The sequence below is a fragment of the Martelella sp. FLE1502 genome (assembly GCF_053484255.1).
Genome location: NZ_JBAKFQ010000009.1, coordinates 133,757 through 147,428 on the forward strand (window position 1 = coordinate 133,757; position 13,672 = coordinate 147,428).

Consider the following 13,672-nt stretch of genomic DNA (forward strand, 5'->3'; position numbering starts at 1 on the left):
ACTTAAAAGCGCAGCGCGCCTTTCCATCCTTCGGCAAACGGGTGAAACCTAGAGCGCGATTGAGGAAACGCTGCGGGAATCGGCGGAGATGTAAGCCCGGATCTGACGCACGATCTGGTCGGCATGCGCCGTGGCAAGCCGGTCGCAGGCGTCCTCGTCGCGCGCGATCATGGCGCTGACGATATGCTCGTGCTCGGCCACATACTGGCGCGGCAGGTCGTCGTCATAGGAACGATAGTAAAGGCGGAGAATCCGGCGACCGTCATCGAGCAGGCGCCGAAACAGGTCGGTATAGTATTTGTTGCGCCCGGCCTCGGCGATGGCGATGTGAAAATCACGGTTGGCGGCGATCATGCCCAGCACGTCGCGGGCCTCGACCGCCTCGGCAAAGCGCCTCTGGTGGGCGCGTATCCCGGCCAGATCCGCCTCGTTGTAATGGATCGCTGCAAGTCGCGCGGTGACGCGGTACATCAGCGTCAAGGCGTCGAAAAATGCGCCGAGCTGCACGAAATCGATGTTGGAAACGATGGTGGTGCGATTGGTCAGCGCGGTGATCAACCCTTCCGCCGCGAGCCGGACGAGCGCCTCCCGAATGGGCGTGCGCGACATCGCAAAGCGTTCGGAAAGCTCGGTCTCGTCGATCGGGCTGCCGGGCGCGAGCTTCAACTCGATGATTTCGTTGCGCAGCGTTTCATAGACATGCGCCACGCCGCCGCCGCGCCTGACCTGCTGGCTCTGGAGCCCGCTGTTCTCCAACGATGTCTTCACCATGATGCTCCGCTCTCCGGTTATTTCCACCAATATGCAACACTCGATGCACACAATCCATCATGCACTTTAAATTTTTTTTGTCGACATAACAAATTTTCGGCATTAGTGTGACGACCTGTTCCACGATGATTGCCACCTGAAACGGACAGCGCCAATATGAAACCCGCCCGCATGAAAACCGCTCTGGTCGCGCTTGCAGCGTTCAAGTCATCGCGCGGCGGCAGCAGGCAGGAGCGCTGCGGGCCCGCCATGAAGGGAGAAAGCTGATGCCGTGCGATACGGAGGAAGTCTTTCGCCTTGCGGGGCAGCCGGACGCGGCGCGGCGGGTTTTCGCCTATCTGCTCGACGGCCTGAACAGGGATGTCGGCAAGGGGCTGACCACAGCCTCAATCTACGATCTGCCGCGCATGCGTTCGCGTCGGGTGTTTTCCGAGGATGTCGAGGCTTATGAGCCCGGCGGCTTCAAGCCGCTTGAGAAAAACCGCTATTTCGAGACGGTGATTGCCGGCAACCGGCATTTCAGCACAACGACCATCGAACAGATCGCCCAGGTTTTCTTCGACTGGGAAAAGATCCGCGATCTCGGCTTCGAATCCAACATGAACCTTCCGGCGGTCGCCGATGGGCGCGTGATCGGTACGGTCAACATGCTGGGGCCGAAGGGTCATTTCACGCCAGAAACCGTCGCCCGGGCCCTAGCCTGGCAGCCGGCTGTCACCATGGCATTCCTTCTTTTGCATCTTGAAGACATCGAGACGGCCACATTTCACCCGACATGACGGAAACAACCCGACCAAGGATGTCCAAGGGACCGGAGAGTCCTGCTGAATGGCCCTCAAAGGGCCGCATAAACCCGATGAAAATATCTCAAACCGGAGAAACCGATCCATGAAAACAGCACTCACAGCAGCGATCCTCTCCTCGGCGCTTGCCGCGCCGCTGGCCGCCGAGGCCGAGGATTTCAACATCGCCTTCCTTGCCGCCTCGTCGCAGAACGGCTTCAACCAGGCGATCTATGACGGCATCAAGGAAGCCGCGTCCGGCTACGACAATGTCAACACGCAGATTTTCGACGGCGAGTTTTCCGCCACCGCGCAGTTCTCGCAGGTCGAGGACATCGTCGCCGGCGGCAAGTTTGACGCCATCATCATCACGCCCAACGATACGGTCGGCATCGCAACGGCGCTGGAAGACGCGGTAAAGGCCGGCGTCAAGGTCGGCACAACGCTGTTTCCCATCGGCCCCGAGCTGACCGAAATGGAGCCGCAGGTGCCGGGCCTCACCGTTACCGTCGCCTCCGATCCGGTCGTCGGCGCCACCGCCCAGGCCAATGCGGTCGTCGATTACTGCGCCGACAAGGACCCCTGCAAGGTCGTCGTCCTGATCGGCCAGCTTGTCTTCCCCTTCGACAATGTGCGCAACGACACCTACAAGGAAATCCTCGGCGAGCATGACAATATCGAGATCGTCGCCACCGGCGAGGGCAATTACTCGCCCCAGGATTCGATGATCGCCATGCAGGATATCCTGCAGGCCAATCGCGACATCGATGTCGTGCTCTCCAATGCCGACCAGCATCTGATGGGTGCCGAGGTCGCGATTGCGGATGCCGGCCTCGACATCACGCAGATCTACACGCTGGGCGGCGGGCTGAACCAGATCGCCGTTGACGCGATCAAGGCCGGAAGCTGGAGCGGCACGCTGGCGCAGTTCCCAAAATCCATGGGCGCGGCCGCGCTCGACGCCATGGTCGAAACGCTCAATGGCGAAACCGTTCCGACCTGGATCGATGAATATTCGCTGCGCGAGACGCCGAAGATCATCACCAAGGAATGGCTGGACGAAAATCCGGACTTCGAGCCGGAATGGCAGGGCTGATCCATATCCTCCCGGCGCGCCCATCTGAGGCGCGTCGCACCCCGACTTCACACAGCGCGCCTGCCTGGCCGGCGCGCTGCAGATGAAAAGGAAAGCCATGACCGACATCGCCATACGGCTTCGGGGCGTCGCCAAGAGCTTTGGCGGGATGCGTATCCTGGACGATATCAATATCGACATTGAGAAAGGCTCCGTGCACGCGCTCGTCGGCGAAAACGGAGCAGGCAAGTCGTCGGTCGGCAAGATCGTCGGCGGCTATTATTCGGCGGATGAAGGCACGGTCGAGGTGTTCGGCGACGTCGTCACCCGGTTTTCGCCGCGCGACGCGCTTGGTCGCGGCATCGCCATGATCCACCAGGAACTCCAGCTCGTGCCCGAGCTCACCGTGCTGGAAAACGTGTTCCTGGGGCTGGAAAGCAATACCGCAGGCTTCCTGCGCAAGGGCGATCTCGCCCGCTTCCACGCGCTGGAGGAGACCTGCGATTTCGGCCTCGACCCGCATACCCGGATCGCGGACATGCGGATCGCCGAGCGTCAGAAGGTCGAGATCATGCGCGCGATTGCCCGCGACGCGCGGGTAATCATCATGGACGAGCCGACCTCCTCGCTGACGGAGGACGAGGCCGAGCGCCTGCACCAGCTGATCGCGCGGCTGAAGGCCCGCGACGTCACCGTGATCTATGTCAGCCATTTCCTCGATCATATCCTCGCCAATTGCGACCGGGTGACGATCATGCGCGACGGCAGGGTGATCCGCACCGACGCGATTGCCGGCGAGACCAAGAACAGTCTCGTCGATTCCATGCTGGGCGAGGCCTCGGAGATCAGCTGGCCCACCCTGCCGCCGCGCCCCGCCGAGCAGGCAACGCCGGTCGTCGAGATGGAGAATGTCGCTACCGACACCGGCCTTTCCGATATCACCCTGAAGATTTTTCCCGGCGAGATCGTCGGCCTGATCGGCCTTGTCGGCTCCGGCCGCTCGGAGGTGGCGCGCGCGCTCTTCGGCGCCGATCCGATCGTCTCCGGCCGCTATGCCATTCAGGGCGTCGTGCAGAACCGCCGGCTCAGGGTTCCACGTGCCATCGCCCAGGGCATCGCCTTCGTGCCGGAAGACCGGCGTAAACAGGGACTTGTGCTGACCCAGACGACCCGTCCCAACATCTCGCTCGCCTCGCTCGGCAACATCTCGCGCCACGGCTTCATCAATCACGGGCTGGAGCGCACGCGGGCGCGTAAGATGATCGACCATTTCGGCATCGTTCCCTCCGCCATCGACGGAAAGGTCGCCTTTTATTCCGGCGGCAACCAGCAGAAGGTGCTGCTGTCGAAATGGGCGGTGGAAAAGCCGCGCCTGCTGATCCTCGATGAACCGAGCCGGGGCGTCGATATCGGCGCCCGGCAGAGCATCCACGAATTCATCATCGAAATGGCGGAAAACGGCGTGGCCGTGCTTCTGATCTCCTCGGAACTCGAGGAGGTCATCAACCTGTCCCATCGCGGCTATCTGATGAGCGACGGCCGCATCTTCGCGGAGACCGACTGCCGGGACACCACGGTCGACGAGGCACTGCACCGCATCTTTGAAGAACAAGGCGCCGTCTCCCGCGGCAAGGAGGTCACCCAACCATGAGCGACGTTCAGACACCTGCCCGGCGTTTTTCCATCACGCCCGGCGATTTCGCCCGCGAATACGGCGTTCTCACCATCATCGTCATCCTGATGGTCGGCCTCAGCCTGATTTCCGACAGTTTCCTGACGGCCCGCAACCTGCTCAACATCGTCAACCAGTCGGCGCCGCTCGCCATCATCGCCTGCGCACTCACGCTCGTCATCATCGGCGGCGGGTTCGACCTGTCGACCGGCGCGATCTTTGGCGTTGCCTCGGTCGCGGCCGGCTGGATCGCAGTTCATGTCGATCCCTATACCGCGATTGTCGCCGGTCCGCTGATCGGGCTTGCGCTTGGCACGGTCAATGGCGCGATCATCACCGGCTTCGGGGTGCACTCCTTCCTGGTGACGCTCGCCACAAGCCTCGTCTATCGCGGCATCGCCATCCTGATCACCGGGGGCGCGCTGATCCCGGTCCGGATCGCCGAGTTCTCCTGGATCGGTCGCGGCCGCATCGGCATGGTCAACATCGCCGTGATCGTACTGATCATCTTCATGGTAATCTTCATGGTGCTGTTGAACCGCACCACATTCGGCCGTCGCGTTTTCGCCGTCGGCGGCAACGAGGAAGCCGCGATCCTCTCGGGCATCCGCACCAATCTGATCAAGATCGTCACCTTCTCGCTCTCGGGCATGGCCGCAGGTCTCGCCGGCGTGATCGCGGTCTCGCGGATTTCCATGGCCTCGCCCCAGGCCGGCATCGGCATGGAATTCGAGGCAATCGCGGCGGTAATCCTCGGCGGAACCTCGATCATGGGCGGTTCGGGCGCGATCTGGCGCTCGGTCGCGGGCGTGCTGCTGATGGCGCTGATCGGCAACGGCTTCAACATCCTCAACGTGAACCCCTTCTTCAAGGACCTCACCACCGGCGTGATCATCGTCGTCGCGGTCGCGCTTGCCGCATCGGGCCGGCGCAGCCGCTGACATCCTTCACGCATTGAACAGAGACTTCCCATGACTGACAAAATCACACGCGTCTCGACCGATGTCGGCGGCACCTTCACCGACCTCGTCTATTTCGAGACCGACCTTGAAACCGGCGTTCAGACCGTGCGCACGGAAAAATCCGACACCACGCCGCCGGATTTCGAAAAGGGCGTTCTCAACGTTCTGGAAAAGGCCAAGGTCGATGTCGGCTCGGTCGATTTCTTCGCCCACGGCACCACCGTTGTTATCAACGCGCTGACCGAACGCAAGGGCGCCAAGGTCGGGCTGATCACCACCAAGGGGTTTCGCGATTCCATCGAGATCGGCCGCGGCAACCGGCCGGACTTCTTCAATCTCAGATACAAGAAGCCGGCCCCGTTCGTGGAGCGCTATCTGCGCCGCGAGATCGTCGAGCGGTTGGATTATCACGGTAATGAGGTCACGCCGCTGGACCTTTCCTCGCTCGACGAGACGCTGGCCCTTTTCCGCGCCGAGGGCATAGAAGCCATCGCCATCAGCCTGCTGCATGCCTATGCCAATCCGGAACACGAAATCCGCCTGAAGGCCGAGGTCGAAGCCCGCTGGCCCGAGGTGACGGTGGTCGCCTCGCACCAGATCACCCGTGAATGGCGCGAATATGAGCGCACCAACACCGCCATCCTCTCGGCCTATGTCCAGCCGAAGGCCCAGCGCTATCTCGAGAAGCTGGAATCGGGCCTCACCGGCAAGGGCTATTCAGGACAGCTTTTCATCATGCAGTCGAATTGCGGCGTCGATTCGCTCGACGCAATCAAGGCCGTGCCGATCACCATGGTCGAAAGCGGCCCGGCGTCGGGCTTCTGGGGCGCGGCCGAGCTCGGCCGGATCATCGGCGAACCCAATATTCTGGCGCTCGATATCGGCGGCACCACCGCCAAATGCTCGCTGATCGAAAACAATCAGGTCACCATCAAGACCGACTACTGGATCGAGCGCGACGGCAAGTCCGCCGGCTACCCGATCATGGTGCCGGTGGTGGACCTTGTGGAAATCGGCAATGGCGGCGGCTCGATCGCCTGGGTCGACGATTTCGGCAAGCTGCATGTCGGCCCGCATTCGGCCGGCTCCACCCCCGGCCCCGCCGCCTATGGCCGCGGCGGCGAGGACGCGACCACGACGGATGCCAATCTGGCGCTCGGGCGGATCAACAGGGACTATTTCTGCGGCGGGTCCGTCGAGGCCGATATTCCGGCGCTCGAAAACGCGCTCGGAAAACTGGCCGAACGCATGGGCAATTCGCCCGAGGACGTCGCGCGCGGCATTATCCGCATCGCCAATTCCAACATGGTCAACGCGCTGAAGCTGGTCTCGGTCAATCGCGGCTACGACCCGCGCGATTTCACCCTGGTGGTCTTCGGCGGCGGCGGGCCGATGCATGGCGTGGCGCTTGGCCAGGAACTGGGCGTGAAGAAGGTTGTCGTGCCGCGCGGCGCGCCGGTTTTCTCGGCCTGGGGCATGATGATGTCGGACCTGCGCCGCGACTATTTCGTCACCCGGTTGATGGACAGCGCCGACCGCGAAGGTCTCGATGAACTGCTCGCCCACACCATGGAGCGCGCCCGCGCCGAATATGCCCGCGAGGGCTTCGGCCCCGACAAGGTCTCGCTCAAGCCTCTGGTGCGCTGCCGCTACCAGAACCAGGAATTCGCCGTCGAGGTGCCGGTGCCCGCAGGCCCCGTGACCGAGGAAACCCTGACCAAGATGGTTTCGGAATTCCACGAGATCTATGAGCGCGAATATACCTATCGCCTTGCAGCCGGCGTCGAGATCATCGGCCTGCATCTGGTCGCCGCCGCCGAAGTGGGCAAGCTCGAACTGGTGGCGCTGCCGAAGACCGGCGCGAAGCTGGAAGACGCGGTCAAGGGCCGGCGCATGGTCGACTACGCCACCGAGGGCCGGCACGAGGCCACCATCTATGACAGCACGAAATTCGAGCCGGGTATGCGTTTTACCGGCCCCGCGGTGATCGAGGATCCGGGCACGACCATCGTCGTCCATCCCGGCAACCGCGTCTTCATCGACGATTTCGGCAACACGCATATCGAGACGAGGGGCTGAGCCATGACCGACAAGACCTTTGATCCCGTCACCTTCGACATCATCCAGAACGCCCTGGAAGCGATCGCCGACGAGATGTTCTACGCCCAGGTGAAGACCTCGATGAGCGCGATCATCTATGAAGTGCTCGACCTATCCACCTCGATCCTCAACCCCGAGGGCCAGATCGCCGCATCGGGCGCTGGCATTCCGGCCTTCATCGGCGTGCTGGACAAGGCGATCGCGGGCATTCTCGCCAAGTTTCCGCTCGAGGACATCCGCGAAGGCGATGTGTTCGCCTCCAACGATCCCTATTTCGGTGGGGTGACCCATCTCAACGACATGGTGCTGGCCGCGCCTGTGTTTCATGATGGCGTGATGGTCGCCTGGGTCGCCAATATCGCCCACTGGAACGATGTCGGCGGCAATGTGCCTGGTTCGATGTCGGCGGAAGCCACGGAAATCTTCCAGGAAGGCATCCGCATTCCGGCGGTGAAACTGTTCACCGCGGGCGTCGAGAATGCCGCCGTCTTCGATATCATGAAGATCAATTCACGCCTGCCGGACTACCTGAACGGCGATCTGTGGGCCGCGATCGCGGGTCTGCGCATCGGCGAGCGCCGGGTGCTGGAACTGGTCGAAAAATACGGCGCGGACACGTTTGCCGCCGCCGTCACCGACTATATGGACCTCGGCGAACGCCGCGCCCGTGCGGCGCTGGCGAACATTCCCGAGGGCAGCTACAGCTTTTCAGAGGAGCAGGATAGCGGCGTGGTCCACAAGGTCACGCTGACGGTAACCGCCGACGAGTTCATCGTCGACCTGACCGACAACCCCGCCCAGTCCGGCTCGCTCAACTGCTCGCGCGAGGGCACCGAAATCGCCGTGCAGCTCGCCTTCAAGGACTTCACCGATGCCGATGCGCCCGGCAATGGCGGCTTCTTCCGCCCGCTCAAGGTCGTGACCAAGCCCGGCACGATCTATCATGTGGAAGCCCCCGGCGCGCTCGGATACTACGCCGAGGTCGAAATCCGGCTGTTCGACATGCTGCTGCGCGCGATGGCCGAGCATTTTCCGGGCTCGGTTCCGGCCGGCAATTTCGCCTCGATCTGCGGCACCAATATCGGCGGCCCGCACCCCGATACCGGCCGCCACTACACCATCGTCGAACCGCAGGTCGGCGGCTGGGGCGCGTGGGAAGGCTCCGACGGGGTGTCCGGTCAGTTCTCCGGCTTCCACGGTGAAACGTTCAACTGCCCCGCCGAAGTCGCCGAGGCCCGCTACGGGCTCGGCATCGAGCAAGTGGCGCTGAACTCAGAACCGGGCGGCGAAGGCCAGTGGCGCGGCGGCAAGGGCATCGAGGTGCATTACCGCGTGCGCGCCGACAACAACTTCCTCTCGGTCGGCTACACCCGCTCGCGCATGCCGCCCTGGGGCGCATCGGGCGGGCTCGACGGCTCGGTCAATTACGTCGAGGTGCTGCGCCGCGATGGCAGCCGCGACCGCCACGCGTTTACCACCAACCTCACGGTCAACGAAGGCGACATCATCCGCGTCGTCACCGGCAATGGCGGCGGCTATGGCGATCCGCGTGAGCGCAGCCGCGCCGATATCGAGCGCGACCTGAAGAACGAATACCTCACGCCCGAACGCGCCAGGGAAATCTACGGCTACGAGGCCTGATCGAATGGGAGGAGGCCGAGCGCCGGCGGCCTTTTCCCGGGCGAACCGGCGGTAATACGACTGAAATTGCCGCCGATATTCGCAGCCCGAGCGACCGCACCGTCAATCAAATGCCGACGGGTTTTGTCATTTGGGTCGCCGTTGAGAAGCCGAAAACAGGGCTCAGCGGGCCAAGCGACTGAACGGATTTCTCGACGAAGCCTTCCCGTTCGTAGAGGGCACGGGCGCGCGGATTGGTGTCGATAACGTCGAGGCGAACATGGTGAAGGCCCATGGATGCGGCACGTGACTCGATGGCCTTCAAAAGGGCCTTACCGATTCCCCTTCCTCGCGCATGGGGCTCGACGAAAATTCCATCCATAAGCAGCGTGCCCGGCTCGCAATCACGCTCCAGAATGCCGATCAACAGGCCGCGAAATGTCGCGCCGATCCATCCGAACGTCGCCGCCAAGTCACCGAAGCCGCCGCCGATAAACGCCCCTTCCGGCGACTTGAAGCCGGCCACGCCAAGAAAATCGCCATTTTGCGAGACAGCGCTGATCGCATGGGCGGGATTGATTACGCGTTCAATGAAAGCGACCGCCTTCGCCTCGGGGCCAAGCGGATAGCGCAGCTTGCGCGAAAATGCCCGCCAATATCCCCGCGCGGCGAGATGGCGGTGTTGCGAATGCAAGCCGGCCTCGATCCGAAAAGGCGCTGAATTCCGATCTCCATTCAATCCGCTGTCTCCCTCGATATCCCATCAGATGGGGAGAGCCGGGCGCAGGTTCAATCGAGATCGCGCCCGGTACCGACAAGTCTTGGCAACCGGGCGCGGCAGTTCACAGCCGTTACCCGCGCAAAGCCTCTGGCAGCAGATCCGCCGGCATGTCCTGATAGGAGACCGGACGCAGGAAGCGGTCGATCGCAAGCGTGCCGACCGAGGTCGAGCGCACGTCCGAGGTCGCCGGATAGGGCCCGCCATGGACCATGGCAGGCGACACCTCGACGCCGGTGCCAAACCCGTTGACGAGCAGGCGGCCGGCCAGCATTTCCAGATTCGGCATCAGTTTCGCAGCCGCCGGATAGTCCGCTTCGTCGATGTGAAGCGCGACGGTCAACTGACCCTCGATACCGTCGACCACGGTTTCGAGCTCCGCCAGATCGCGGCATTTGACGATCAGACCCGCACCGCCGAAGACTTCGTCATGCAGGCTCTTGTCATTCAGGAACGAGGCGGCCGTCGTTTCGAAAAGCGCGGCCTGGCCGTGAAACTCGTCGCCCTCCTGCCCTTCGGCAAGCTGCGTCACATCGCTGTGGCCGACCAGTTTCGCAACGCCGTCGCGATAGGCCTTGCAGATGCCGGCGGTCAGCATCGTCTGCGCCGGCACCGCCTTCAGCGCCTCCACGGCGCTCGCCTTGAAGGCATCGAGGCCCTCGCCTTCGACGGCAAGGATCAGGCCGGGATTGGTGCAGAACTGGCCGGCGCCGAGCGTCAGCGATGCGGCAAACGCCGCGCCGATCCTGTCGCCGCGCGCCTTCAGGGCTTTGGGAAACAGGAGGACAGGGTTGATCGCGCTCATCTCGGCATAGACCGGGATCGGCATGTCGCGCTTTGCGGCGATATCGACCAGCGCCAGACCGCCCCGGCGCGAGCCGGTGAAGCCGACGGCGCGGATCAGCGGATGGGCGACCAGCGCGCCGCCAATCTCGTAGCCGGTGTCATGCAGCATCGAGAACGTGCCTGCCGGCATGCCGCATTCGATCACGGCCTGCTGCACCGCGCGGGCCACCAGTTCCGAGGTGCCGGGATGGGCCGGATGGGCCTTGACCACGACCGGGCAACCGGCCGCCAGCGCCGAGGCGGTGTCGCCGCCGGCCACCGAGAACGCCAGCGGAAAGTTCGACGCGCCGAAAACGGCAACCGGGCCGAGGCCGACCTTGCGTAGCCGGAGATCGGGCTTGGGCGGCGTGCGCGCCGCATCGGCGTGATCGAAACGCAGATCCTGAAACGCGCCTTCGCGCACGACGCCGGCAAACAGACGCAACTGGTTTACGGTGCGCATGCGCTCGCCCTCAAGCCGTGCGCGCGACAGGCCGCTTTCGGCCATGGCGCGCTCGATCAGTGGATCGCCGATGGCGAGGATATTCGCGGCCGCCTTTTCCAGAAACGCGGCCCGGTCTTCCAGCGCCGTCTCGCGATAGGCGAAGAAAGCCTGCCAGGCGAGCCGAACCGCCTCGTCCAGATCGGCCGCGCTCGCGCCGCCGAACGCGCCGGAAAGCGCCTTGCCGGTGGCCGCTTCCACAGCCGTCAGCGTGCCGTTTTCGCCCATGCGGGTCTGGTTGCCGATCAGCAATTCGCCGGTGATCTTCATTGGTGCATCCTCAGTCTGGTTGTCAGTTCGATTTCGGTGTCGATGCCGCGGCGCGCGCCCGCAGCTCATCGAGCACGTTCCTGCGCACCGGCATGACGCCGGCCTTGCTGTTGCGGGCCCGCGCGCGATAGCGCCTCGCCGAGGGAAGGCGCGCGCCCTGCCCTTCGATCGCGTCAAACAGCGTCTCGCCGCGTTTCAGATTATCGAGGGCCGCCTGCCCCATGAAGGAGGCCGGATCGAGCGCGATGATCAGTTCGCCATGAAACGGCACCACTTTGGCGTCGCCATCGAAGGCCATGGATTCGGCGCTGGTGAGATCACCGATCAGCGGCCCGGCAAGCAGTTCGATCATCGCCGAAAGCGCCGAGCCCTTGTGGCCGCCGAAGGTGAGCATCGCCCCGTCAACCGCGGCCTCAGGATCGGTCGTGGGCTTGCCGTCGGCATCGATCGCGGTTCCTTCCGGCAGCGGCGTTTGCGTGCGTCGATGCAGCTCGATATCGCCGCGCGCAATCGCCGAGGTGGCGAAATCGAACACGAAGGGGTGCTTGCCCGGACGCGGCCAGCCGAACGAAAACGGATTGGTGCCGAACACCGGCCTGCTGCCGCCGGCGGGCGCGACCCAGGCATGGCTGACCGTGACGGCAATGGCGACAAGGCCCTGATCGGCGATCCTTTCCACCTCCGGCCAGAGCGCTGAGAAGTGGAAGCAGTTGTTGATCGCAAGCGCCGCTAGCCCGCTGTGCCTCGCCTTTTCGGCGAGGATGGGAAGTCCGGCCTCGAAGGCGGACAGCGAAACGCCCCGGCGGGCATCGACGCGGACGATTGCCGGCGCGCGGTCCTCGACCACCGGCGTGGCTGTGGGATCGACCTTGCCGCGCTCGATCAGCTCCAGGCAGCTGATCAGCCGGTAGAGCCCGTGCGAATGGCACTCGTCCATCTGCGCGCGCACGACGCAATCGGTGATCGTGCGGACATGGTCCTCGGAATAGCCGGCCGCCAGCAGCAGGCTCTCCCCCAGCGCCCGCGCCTCATCGGTCGCAATCGTTTCGAAGTCGTCGCTCATGCCGTCTCCCTTCAGGCGTGGTTTCGCATGCGCGCCATGCGGAAAGCGCGCCGGACGCAATCTGCCTCATGGATGAAGTTGATGTGAACCCCGGTGCTCAGGCGAAGGGCTCGGTCGGGCCCTTGCCGGGCGTGGTGAACCAGATCGGCCCGTTCTCTCCCATATGGATGATGTCCTCCAGCCGGACGCCGAATTTTTCGGGCACGACGATCATCGGCTCGTTGGAAAAGCACATGCCGGGCTGAAGCGGCGCTGCATTGCCGCGCACGATGAACGGCGCTTCGTGGATGTCCATGCCAAGACCGTGCCCCGCCCTGTGCGGCAGGCCGGGCAGGCGATAATCCGGGCCGAGGCCATGGGCGGCGATCACGCGCCGCGCCGCATGGTCGAGGGTTTCAGCCGAAACGCCCGGCTTCGCGGCATCGAAAACGGCCTGCTGCGCCTCGCGTTCGATCATCCAGATTCGCGAAAACTCGGCCGAGGGCTCCGCCTTCACATAGGTGCGCGTCATGTCCGACTGGTAGCCGCCGACAATCGTGCCGGTGTCGACGAGAATGATATCCCCCTCGGCATAGGTCTGGTCGCCATCGACGCCATGGGGCAGCGATGTCGCCGCGCCGAAGGAGCAGATCGCGAAGGTGCTGCCCGAGCCACACAGCGCCCGGTGGGTCTCGTCGATGAAGCGCACGACCTCGGAAGCGCGGATGCCCGGCTCGATCAGCGCGTGAACGCGCTTGTGCACTTCAAGCGTGGCATCCATCGCATACTGCATCAGCGCGATCTCGGCGGGCGATTTCACCGCTCGGAGCAAAGAGATCATCGACCCGCCGTCAACGAGCCGCTCCGGCGCGATCTGCCGGGCCAGCGCCGAATAGATGGCGAATGGCAGCGCATCATCGAGCGCCAGCGTTTTGCCCTGGCCGAGCAGCTTTGCCGTCAGCGCCGCCGGATCTTCATGCTCATCCCAGGCGGCGATATCGCCGTCGAGCCGCTCGAGCGTCTCGATCTTCGAAACCTCGAAGGCGGGCGCGATATAGGTCAGGCTGTCGGCGGTGACCAGCGCGCCGACCAGGCGTTCGCTCGGATGCCAGACAAGGCCGGTGAAATAGGCAAGGCTGATGGTCGAGCCCAGCAGCATGGCATCGGCGCCGGCGGCCTGCATGGCCGCGCGCAGGCGCTCAATCCGGCCCTTGCGTTCGTCGTTGCTGATCGGTTCGGGGCGGATGGTCATCGCAGCGGTCTCTCCGTCTTC

Annotated in this window: 11 protein-coding genes; 6 read left to right on the forward strand and 5 right to left on the reverse strand. The window is 63.8% G+C overall.

The annotated features are described in order from the left end of the window. Positions 1–48: 48 nt before the first annotated feature. A complete protein-coding gene (locus tag V6767_RS10225) occupies positions 49–771 on the reverse strand; it encodes a GntR family transcriptional regulator (RefSeq protein WP_448473387.1) in 723 nt (240 codons plus the stop codon). Between the two features lie 266 nt (positions 772–1,037). Here V6767_RS10225 and V6767_RS10230 point away from each other — a divergent pair, with 266 nt between their 5' ends. From V6767_RS10230 to V6767_RS10255, 6 genes are all read left to right on the forward strand, one after another. Next, positions 1,038–1,550 carry a hypothetical protein gene (locus tag V6767_RS10230; RefSeq protein ID WP_448473388.1) on the forward strand — a complete coding sequence of 171 codons (513 nt, stop codon included), beginning with the start codon at positions 1,038–1,040 and terminating at the stop codon, positions 1,548–1,550. 109 nt (positions 1,551–1,659) lie between these two features. Then, positions 1,660–2,649 carry a sugar ABC transporter substrate-binding protein gene (locus V6767_RS10235; RefSeq protein ID WP_448473389.1) on the forward strand — a complete coding sequence of 330 codons (990 nt, stop codon included), beginning with the start codon at positions 1,660–1,662 and terminating at the stop codon, positions 2,647–2,649. Positions 2,650–2,746: 97 nt separating this feature from the next. Further along, positions 2,747–4,279, forward strand: coding sequence for a sugar ABC transporter ATP-binding protein (locus tag V6767_RS10240; protein WP_448473390.1), 1,533 nt, complete (start codon positions 2,747–2,749; stop codon positions 4,277–4,279). Continuing rightward, positions 4,276–5,241 carry an ABC transporter permease gene (locus tag V6767_RS10245; protein ID WP_448473391.1) on the forward strand — a complete coding sequence of 322 codons (966 nt, stop codon included), beginning with the start codon at positions 4,276–4,278 and terminating at the stop codon, positions 5,239–5,241. The genes V6767_RS10240 and V6767_RS10245 overlap by 4 nt, the downstream gene beginning before the upstream one ends. Before the next feature lie 30 nt (positions 5,242–5,271). Continuing rightward, positions 5,272–7,341, forward strand: coding sequence for a hydantoinase/oxoprolinase family protein (locus V6767_RS10250; RefSeq protein ID WP_448473392.1), 2,070 nt, complete (start codon positions 5,272–5,274; stop codon positions 7,339–7,341). Positions 7,342–7,344: 3 nt separating this feature from the next. Next, positions 7,345–9,003 (forward strand): hydantoinase B/oxoprolinase family protein, encoded by a 1,659-nt coding sequence (locus V6767_RS10255; RefSeq protein ID WP_448473393.1) that lies wholly within the window; start codon positions 7,345–7,347, stop codon positions 9,001–9,003. A 106-nt stretch (positions 9,004–9,109) separates the two neighbouring features. Here the strand turns inward: V6767_RS10255 and V6767_RS10260 are convergent, their stop codons facing one another. The 4 genes from V6767_RS10260 to V6767_RS10275 form a co-directional block, all read right to left on the reverse strand. Next, positions 9,110–9,721, reverse strand: a complete 612-nt coding sequence (locus tag V6767_RS10260; RefSeq protein WP_448473394.1) for a GNAT family N-acetyltransferase — start codon at positions 9,719–9,721, stop codon at positions 9,110–9,112. 112 nt (positions 9,722–9,833) lie between these two features. After that, entirely contained in the window at positions 9,834–11,357 is a 1,524-nt protein-coding gene (locus tag V6767_RS10265; RefSeq protein WP_448473395.1) for an aldehyde dehydrogenase (NADP(+)), read from the reverse strand. A gap of 22 nt (positions 11,358–11,379) precedes the next feature. After that, entirely contained in the window at positions 11,380–12,420 is a 1,041-nt protein-coding gene (locus V6767_RS10270) for an Ldh family oxidoreductase (RefSeq protein ID WP_448473396.1), read from the reverse strand. Positions 12,421–12,517: 97 nt separating this feature from the next. Beyond that, entirely contained in the window at positions 12,518–13,651 is a 1,134-nt protein-coding gene (locus V6767_RS10275) for a M24 family metallopeptidase (protein ID WP_448473397.1), read from the reverse strand. Positions 13,652–13,672 lie beyond the last annotated feature (21 nt).

What these genes read in the sequence shown, in the direction of transcription:
- V6767_RS10225 (WP_448473387.1), bottom strand. Translation starts at nt 771, where the DNA reads ATGGTGAAGACATCGTTGGAGAACAGCGGGCTCCAGAGCCAGCAGGTC.
- V6767_RS10230 (WP_448473388.1), top strand. Translation starts at nt 1,038, where the DNA reads ATGCCGTGCGATACGGAGGAAGTCTTTCGCCTTGCGGGGCAGCCGGAC.
- V6767_RS10235 (WP_448473389.1), top strand. Translation starts at nt 1,660, where the DNA reads ATGAAAACAGCACTCACAGCAGCGATCCTCTCCTCGGCGCTTGCCGCG.
- V6767_RS10240 (WP_448473390.1), top strand. Translation starts at nt 2,747, where the DNA reads ATGACCGACATCGCCATACGGCTTCGGGGCGTCGCCAAGAGCTTTGGC.
- V6767_RS10245 (WP_448473391.1), top strand. Translation starts at nt 4,276, where the DNA reads ATGAGCGACGTTCAGACACCTGCCCGGCGTTTTTCCATCACGCCCGGC.
- V6767_RS10250 (WP_448473392.1), top strand. Translation starts at nt 5,272, where the DNA reads ATGACTGACAAAATCACACGCGTCTCGACCGATGTCGGCGGCACCTTC.
- V6767_RS10255 (WP_448473393.1), top strand. Translation starts at nt 7,345, where the DNA reads ATGACCGACAAGACCTTTGATCCCGTCACCTTCGACATCATCCAGAAC.
- V6767_RS10265 (WP_448473395.1), bottom strand. Translation starts at nt 11,357, where the DNA reads ATGAAGATCACCGGCGAATTGCTGATCGGCAACCAGACCCGCATGGGC.
- V6767_RS10270 (WP_448473396.1), bottom strand. Translation starts at nt 12,420, where the DNA reads ATGAGCGACGACTTCGAAACGATTGCGACCGATGAGGCGCGGGCGCTG.
- V6767_RS10275 (WP_448473397.1), bottom strand. Translation starts at nt 13,651, where the DNA reads ATGACCATCCGCCCCGAACCGATCAGCAACGACGAACGCAAGGGCCGG.